This is a genomic window from Halolamina salina, assembly GCF_042678005.1.
GTDB lineage: Archaea > Halobacteriota > Halobacteria > Halobacteriales > Haloferacaceae > Halolamina > Halolamina salina.
Window position 1 is genome coordinate 887 of record NZ_JBHUDH010000077.1, and the last position, 6450, is coordinate 7336.

Sequence of the window (6450 nt, forward strand, 5' to 3'; positions counted from 1 at the left end):
GTCCACGCCGCCGAGGCCGCGGGCGTCGACATCGAGACTCACGTCGTCTCCGGCACCGCGTACCGCCGCATCCTCGACTACGTCGACAGCGAGGGCGTCGATCTGGTCGTGATGGGCACCCACGGCCGCAGCGGCGTCGAGCGGTTCCTGCTCGGCAGCGTCACCGAGCGCGTCGTCCGTACCTCGGACGTGCCCGTGCTCACGATCCGACACAAGTCCGAGGACGAGGCGTAGGCCGGATCGGGAAACGCTTTTCTCGGCTCCCCACCCAGCCTCGGAGGATGACCGAGCACACCGTGGAGTTCGTCGGCACCGGCGAGACCATCGAGGTTCCCGAGACCCGGCCGATCCTGCAGGTCTGCATGGAGGAGGGGATCGCCCAGGAGTACTCCTGTCGCGTCGGAATGTGTCTGGCCTGTTCTGCGGAGATCATCGAGGGCGAGGTCGAACAGACCGTCGTCGAACAGCGCGCGCTCACCGAGGAGGAGGCCGAGAACTACGCGTTGACGTGTATGGCCCGCCCCAAGTCCGACCTCAAACTCGACCGCGGGAGCTACCCGCCGAGCATCGAGGATGCCGAGGCCGACGCCGCCGACGCCGCGGCGGACGACGACTGATCTCCTCCGGGCGACCGACCGACGGGACATCTTTTCCTCCCGCCCACCGACGCTCGACCATGGACGGCGCGACGTTCCGCGAGCGGGTTGCCGACGCGAAACGGACGGAACTGGACGGGCTCGACTCGCCGGCGCTACTGACCGCGCTCACGGACGGCGAGCCGACGGTCCGGCGGGTGCTCGAAGCCGCCGCAGACTCCGAGCACGCCGCACACCTCACGTTCTCGCAGTGGGCCGACGACGAACCGAACGACCGGGCCCGCGAAGCGTTCGCGGCCGTGGCCGAGCGGGAGGCCGGCCACCGCGAACGCGTCCTCGACGCGATCGACGGCGAGTACGAGCCGAGCGACGGCGGCACGCTCCACAGCTATCTCCGCGGGCGCGAGGGGCCAATCGTCCGCGCTGCCGCGGGGATGGTCGGGCGGGGGCTGGTCGCCGACCGAACCCACCGGCAGGTGGTCTCGTTCTTCGCTGACGAGGGCGATACCGAGCGTGCGGACCTGTTCCGGACGCTCCGGGAGGAGACCGACTCGGGGACTGAACGCGGGCTGGAACTGCTGGAAGCGCTGTGTGACTCCGAGGAGGAGTGGGCGGACGCCCACGGCGTCGCGGAGTACACGATCCAAATCGCCCGCGACGACTTCGCCGACGCGCTGGCACGGACGGGTGGCGACCCGAGTTCAGTGCGGTGATCCCGCCGGCTCCACCCGGTCAGGGCCGGCCCAACTTTGAAGCGGCTCGCCGAACAAATCCGTGGGGAGAGCAATGAGCGTAGGACTCCTGAGCACAATCTCGGACGCGATCTCCGGCGGGTCCGACGGTGACGACGACGTGTTCACCTACCAGTGTGCGTCGTGTGGCACCGAGTTCGACCTGCCGAAGACGCGCATGATCGGCGTCCGCTGTCCGGACTGCCGCTCGATGGACGTCCGGGACGCCTCCGAGTGAGGCCGGCTCGCCGGTCGAGCGCTCGACCGGCCGTTCTCTCCGTTTTCGACCGATAGCGGGGCGCCGTCAGTTGTCGCTGGAGTCGTAGCCCAGCGCGGCCGCCACGTCGAGCAGGCCGCTGCCCGACTCGTTGCTGCCGAGGCCGATGTCCTCGGCCGTGCTCTTGAGCGTGTCGCGGATCTCCGTCCGGGAGAGGCCCTGGGCGGCGAGCTGGCCGGCGGCGCCGGCGACGTGCGGGCAGGCCATCGACGTGCCGCTCTTCTGGCCGTAGCCGCCCGCGACCGTGGAGTTGACGTTCTCGCCGGGCGCCGCGATCTCGACCTCCGGTCCCGTCGAGGAGAAGGAGGCGAGGCTGTCGTCGGAGCTGGTCGCGGAGACGGCCATCACCTCGTCGTAGGCGGCCGGGTAGCCCACGCAGTCGGTACAGGAGCCGGAGTTGCCCGCTGCGGCGACGAGGAACACGCCCGCGTCCGCCGCGTAGGCCACCGCGTCCTTCAGCGTCTGCGAACTGCTGGAGCCGCCGAGGCTCATCGAGGCAACGTCCCAGCCCTGATCGGCGACGTACTCGACGCCCGCCGCGATGTCGGAGAAGCTTCCCGAGCCGCCGCAGTCGAGCACCTTCACCGCGTGCAGCGTCGCCTGGGTCGAGACGCCGACGACGCCCTGTTCGTTGTTCACCGCGTTCGCGGTGCCGGCGCAGTGGGTGCCGTGGTCGTTGTCGTCGGACCAGTCGGTGTTACAGCTGTTCGAGTTGCCCGAGAAGTAACAGCCGCCGAACGGCCCGCCGGAGCCACACGTCGCGAACGCCTTCCCCTCGCCGACGTTCGCTTGGAGGTCGGGGTGGTCGTCGTCGATCCCGGTGTCGATGATCGCGATGTCGGCGCCGTCCCCGGTGTCGCCGTTCGTGTGCGCCACCTCGCTGTCGGTCCGGTCGATCCCCCACGGGGTGGACTGGGCCAGCGCCTCCATCGTCCCGTTCTCCTCGACGTAGCGGATGTTGGGGTTGTTCCGGAGCCCCTTCGCGGCCTGTGCGGGCATCCGCTTGGTCATCGCGCCGAACGCGAACTCCCGGACCTCCTCGCCCGGCGCTCCCTTGGCCTTCGACCGGCCCCGCCCGTTCGCCCAGCCGATGTTGACCTCGATCTTCTCGTCGTCCTTCGCGGCGGCGACCCCCGAGAGCGTCGACGCCCCGGCGGCGGTACCGACCAGTTTCAGCGCGTCACGACGTGTCGAGCCGTTTCGTGGCATGACGACTCGTACCACAAACTGGCGAGTAGATAAATCTTTGCTAATTTATAGAGTAAATAACTCGTATAGGATGGAAAATCATCCGATAAACGAGAGGATAGATAGGTGGACGCCGCGATGAACAGCCATATGCGGACCCACACCCAAGCCGGCGTGTGCAGTTCGTGGGCTACGATTCGGGCGACGGAGGCCTGTTGCTGGCCGCCGACGACGGGGTAGAGTACGTCGATCTGACGCCCGGAGCCGAACTCGCCTACACGCTCGGCGACCGCCACTGCGCGGGCGTCGTCGACGACGGCGAACACGTCGCCTGCGACGCCGACGCCGCGCCGTACTGCGACCAGCACAGCCACGTCTGGGTCTGTGCACGCTGTACCGGCGAGTGTCTGAAAGACGAGATGGACTGCTTCGAGGACCACGCGGTGTACCTCGCCGCCTTCGCCCCGGACACGTTCAAGGTCGGCGTCACGCGCGAGTGGCGCCTCGAAACCCGGCTACTGGAGCAGGGCGCCGACCGCGCGGCCCACATCCGGACCGTCGACGACGGCCGCGCCGCCCGGCGGATCGAGGCCGGTATCGCCGAGCGCATCCCGGATCGCGTCCGCGTGCCCACGAAGATCGACGGACTCGGCCGCTCAGTCGACGACGAGGCATGGCAGGACCTGCTCGGGGAGTTCGACCCGATCGAGACGTTCGACTTCGACTACGGCCTCGATCTCGCGGGCCGCCCGGTCGCGGAGACGATGGCCACCGGGACGGTTCGCGGCGTGAAGGGCCGGATCCTGCTGCTCGATCGCGGCGGCAGCACGTACGCCGTCGACCTGCGCGAACTGGTGGGGTACGAGGTCAGCGAGGGGGCGAGCGAGCGCGAGATGCAGTCGAGTCTGGGAGCGTTCGGCTGACCGGAGGGCGACGGTTTATAGGCCCGGCCGTGGAACCCTGAAGCATGATTCCGCTCGACGACGCCGTCACCGCCCGGCTCGAGTCACACGGCGAGCGCTTCGAAGTGCTCATCGACCCCGACGCCGCCTTGGAGATCAAGCGCGGCGAGTTCGAGGGCGACCTCGAGGACGTGATCGCCGCGGAGGACGTGTTCGAGAACGCCTCGCGGGGGGACCGCCCGGCCGAGGCCGATCTGGAGGAGGTGTTCGGCACGACCGACCCGCTGGAGATCATCCCCGAGGTCGTCGAGCGCGGGGAGATACAGATCACCGCCGAGCAGCGCAAGGAGATGGAGGAGCAGAAGCACAACGCGCTGGTCAACAAGATCGCCCGGAACGCGGTCAACCCCCAGATGGATAACGCCCCACACCCGCCCGAGCGCATCGAGCGGGCGCTGGAGGAGGCCGGCTTCTCGATCGACCCGATGGAGCCTGTGGAGTCACAGGTCGACGACGCGCTCGACGCGCTCCGGCCGGTGATCCCGATCCGGTTCGACGAGATCACCGTCGCGGTGAACGTCCCCGCCGACTACGCGGGTAGCGCACAGGCGAAGATCCGCCAGTACGGCGACCTCGAACGCGAGGAGTGGCAGGCCGACGGCTCCTGGATCGGCGTGGTCACGTTCCCCGCCGGGATGCAGAACGACTTCTACGACCTCGTCAACGAGGAGACCAGCGGCGAGGCGGAGACGAGCATCGTCAAGGAGAAAGACGACCTGAAGACGCGCTGATCGGCGATCGACGGTTCTCGACCGTTAGGCCCGCCGCCACCCGACGTAGAAGCCGCCGGTGAAGCCCGCGGAGACCGACAGCGTCGAGAGGATCGTCTGGAGCCACGTCGGCGGCGCCCCGCTGGCGGCGTCCTGACTGGCGCCCATCAGCCCGGAGGTGAGCTTGTCCCAGTCGACGGTGATGATCTCGCGGGACTCGAGGAACTTGAACAGCGCCAGTTCGATGCCGACGAGCACGGCGATGATCTTGGCGACTTTCTTCGCGGCGAAGCCGATAATGGCACCGATCAGCGCACCGGAGCCGGCCTCCACGCCGAGTTGCCGGAAGTTGAGGTCTATCTGTAACGCGAGGGGATCCATGGACGGTACTCTGTCGCTCCGGGTTAAGTCGTTTGTGGGAACCGCAGCAGTCGCTCCGAATCGCCGACACGGAGGTCGCTGACGCTCGCGTGCTGTTGCTCGCCCACGACCGCGGCATCCGCTCTTCGACCGTGACACGGAGGTCACGGTCGGTCGCGCGCCGCGGTCTCGGTACGTCACACCCGATCGCGGCAGTCGCTCCGAGTCAGCGATACGGAGGCCGCTGACGCTCGCGTGCCGCGATAGCGTCACAAGACTCATACTCGCCGACGGCGCACAGCCACCCATGAAGCAGTGGCTCCGGGAGCAGGTTGCACGCGCCTACCAGCGCCTGCTCCGCCGCGAGGGCGACGGCGGCCCGTCCCACGTCGCGATCATTCAGGACGGGAACCGTCGCTACGCCCGCGAACGGGGCGACGAGGCGACCGAGGGGTACGACGCCGGCGCCCGGACGACCGAGCAAGTGCTGGAGTGGTGTCAGGACCTCGGAGTGAAGGAACTCACCCTCTACGCGTTCTCGACGGAGAACTTCAAACGCCCCCCGGAGCAGCGCGAAAAACTCTACGACCTGCTCGAAGAGAAACTCACCTCCATCGCCGACAACGACCGCATCCACGAGAACGGGGTGGCGATCCGCGCCATCGGCGAGACCGGCCGCCTGCCCGACCGCGTCCGGGAGGCGATCCGCTACGCCGAGGACCGCACCGCCGGCTACGACTCGTTCCGGCTCAACGTCGCGCTCGCCTACGGCGGTCGAAACGAACTCCTCCGGGCCGCCCGGGACGTACTCGAAGACGTCGAGGCCGGCGAACTCGACCCCGCGGCGATCGACACCGACCTCGTCGACGACCGCCTCTACGGCCGGGAGGTCCGGGACGTGGACCTGATCATCCGCACCGGCGGCGACGAGCGCACCTCGAACTTCCTCCCGTGGCACGCCAACGGCAACGAGGCCGCGGCGTACTTCTGTGCGCCGTACTGGCCGGAGTTCTCGAAGACCGACTTCCTGCGCGGAATCAGAACCTACCAGTCCCGCGAGCGCTCGTGGCAGCGCACCCGCCGGGAGCGGGCAGCCGCGATCGTGCGCGCGGTCGCCGAGACCGAACTCGCCGAAGCCCGGACGGTGGCGGGCCGATTGCGCGAGAAGCTCCCCGGTACGGCGGCACCCGAACTCGACGCCGAACTCGACGGCAGTACCGCCGAGTCCGCGGACTGATTACTCCCCGAACCGACGCTGGCGGTTCTCGAACTCCCGCACCGCCCGGAGGTAGTCCCGCTTCCGGAAGTCCCGCCAGTTCACGTCCGTGAAGTACAGCTCCGAGTACGTCGACTGCCAGATCAGGAAATCGGAGAGCCGCTCGGCGCCGGTCTTGATGAGCAGGTCCGGCTCCTCCGGGAACACGAGGTGGTCTGTCACCGTCTCCTCGTCGACCGCCTCGGGGTCGAGGTCGCCGGCCGCCACGTCCTCGGCCATCTCCCGGACTGCGCGGGCGAACTCCCCGCGGCCGCCGAGGCCGACGTTGATCCGGATCGGGGCGTCGGCGCGCTCGGCGCGGGGATGGCCGGCGTGATCCTGACGTACTCGAACCAGACGGTGCTGTTCCT

The 6450-nt window shown here is 68.7% G+C and carries 10 protein-coding genes; 7 read left to right on the forward strand and 3 right to left on the reverse strand.

Annotated features, from left to right (window positions below):
* The 4 genes from ACFR9S_RS07970 to ACFR9S_RS07985 form a co-directional block, all read left to right on the forward strand.
* Window positions 1-234, forward strand: a 234-nt coding sequence (locus tag ACFR9S_RS07970; RefSeq protein ID WP_379818388.1) for a universal stress protein, incomplete at its 5' end; no start/stop codon positions are given.
* 47 nt (window positions 235-281) lie between these two features.
* Window positions 282-617 carry a 2Fe-2S iron-sulfur cluster-binding protein gene (locus ACFR9S_RS07975; protein ID WP_379732624.1) on the forward strand — a complete coding sequence of 112 codons (336 nt, stop codon included), beginning with the start codon at window positions 282-284 and terminating at the stop codon, window positions 615-617.
* 59 nt (window positions 618-676) lie between these two features.
* Window positions 677-1309, forward strand: coding sequence for a rubrerythrin family protein (locus ACFR9S_RS07980; protein WP_379818389.1), 633 nt, complete (start codon window positions 677-679; stop codon window positions 1307-1309).
* 73 nt (window positions 1310-1382) lie between these two features.
* Window positions 1383-1565 carry a TFIIB-type zinc ribbon-containing protein gene (locus tag ACFR9S_RS07985; protein WP_379731679.1) on the forward strand — a complete coding sequence of 61 codons (183 nt, stop codon included), beginning with the start codon at window positions 1383-1385 and terminating at the stop codon, window positions 1563-1565.
* Window positions 1566-1631: 66 nt separating this feature from the next.
* Here ACFR9S_RS07985 and ACFR9S_RS07990 read toward each other — a convergent pair whose 3' ends face one another.
* A complete protein-coding gene (locus tag ACFR9S_RS07990; RefSeq protein WP_417353590.1) occupies window positions 1632-2813 on the reverse strand; it encodes a S8 family serine peptidase in 1182 nt (393 codons plus the stop codon).
* Window positions 2814-2968: 155 nt separating this feature from the next.
* Here ACFR9S_RS07990 and ACFR9S_RS07995 point away from each other — a divergent pair, with 155 nt between their 5' ends.
* Together ACFR9S_RS07995 and ACFR9S_RS08000 are read left to right on the forward strand one after the other, a co-directional pair.
* Entirely contained in the window at window positions 2969-3715 is a 747-nt protein-coding gene (locus ACFR9S_RS07995; RefSeq protein ID WP_379731680.1) for a DUF2797 domain-containing protein, read from the forward strand.
* A gap of 44 nt (window positions 3716-3759) precedes the next feature.
* Window positions 3760-4485, forward strand: a complete 726-nt coding sequence (locus ACFR9S_RS08000; protein ID WP_379731681.1) for a ribosome assembly factor SBDS — start codon at window positions 3760-3762, stop codon at window positions 4483-4485.
* Window positions 4486-4509: 24 nt separating this feature from the next.
* Here ACFR9S_RS08000 and ACFR9S_RS08005 read toward each other — a convergent pair whose 3' ends face one another.
* Window positions 4510-4845, reverse strand: a complete 336-nt coding sequence (locus tag ACFR9S_RS08005; protein WP_379731682.1) for an FUN14 domain-containing protein — start codon at window positions 4843-4845, stop codon at window positions 4510-4512.
* Window positions 4846-5131: 286 nt separating this feature from the next.
* On the opposite strand from ACFR9S_RS08005, the gene uppS reads away from it, so the two are divergent.
* A complete protein-coding gene (gene uppS / locus ACFR9S_RS08010) occupies window positions 5132-6061 on the forward strand; it encodes a polyprenyl diphosphate synthase (RefSeq protein ID WP_379731683.1) in 930 nt (309 codons plus the stop codon).
* Here the strand turns inward: uppS and ACFR9S_RS08015 are convergent.
* Window positions 6062-6450 (reverse strand): undecaprenyl diphosphate synthase family protein (locus tag ACFR9S_RS08015; protein ID WP_379818390.1); only part of this gene is annotated, 389 nt, incomplete at its 5' end.

Coding starts and splice junctions, on each gene's coding strand:
- ACFR9S_RS07975 (WP_379732624.1), top strand. CDS start 282: ATGACCGAGCACACCGTGGAGTTCGTCGGCACCGGCGAGACCATCGAG.
- ACFR9S_RS07980 (WP_379818389.1), top strand. CDS start 677: ATGGACGGCGCGACGTTCCGCGAGCGGGTTGCCGACGCGAAACGGACG.
- ACFR9S_RS07985 (WP_379731679.1), top strand. CDS start 1,383: ATGAGCGTAGGACTCCTGAGCACAATCTCGGACGCGATCTCCGGCGGG.
- ACFR9S_RS07990 (WP_417353590.1), bottom strand. CDS start 2,813: ATGCCACGAAACGGCTCGACACGTCGTGACGCGCTGAAACTGGTCGGT.
- ACFR9S_RS08000 (WP_379731681.1), top strand. CDS start 3,760: ATGATTCCGCTCGACGACGCCGTCACCGCCCGGCTCGAGTCACACGGC.
- ACFR9S_RS08005 (WP_379731682.1), bottom strand. CDS start 4,845: ATGGATCCCCTCGCGTTACAGATAGACCTCAACTTCCGGCAACTCGGC.
- uppS (WP_379731683.1), top strand. CDS start 5,132: ATGAAGCAGTGGCTCCGGGAGCAGGTTGCACGCGCCTACCAGCGCCTG.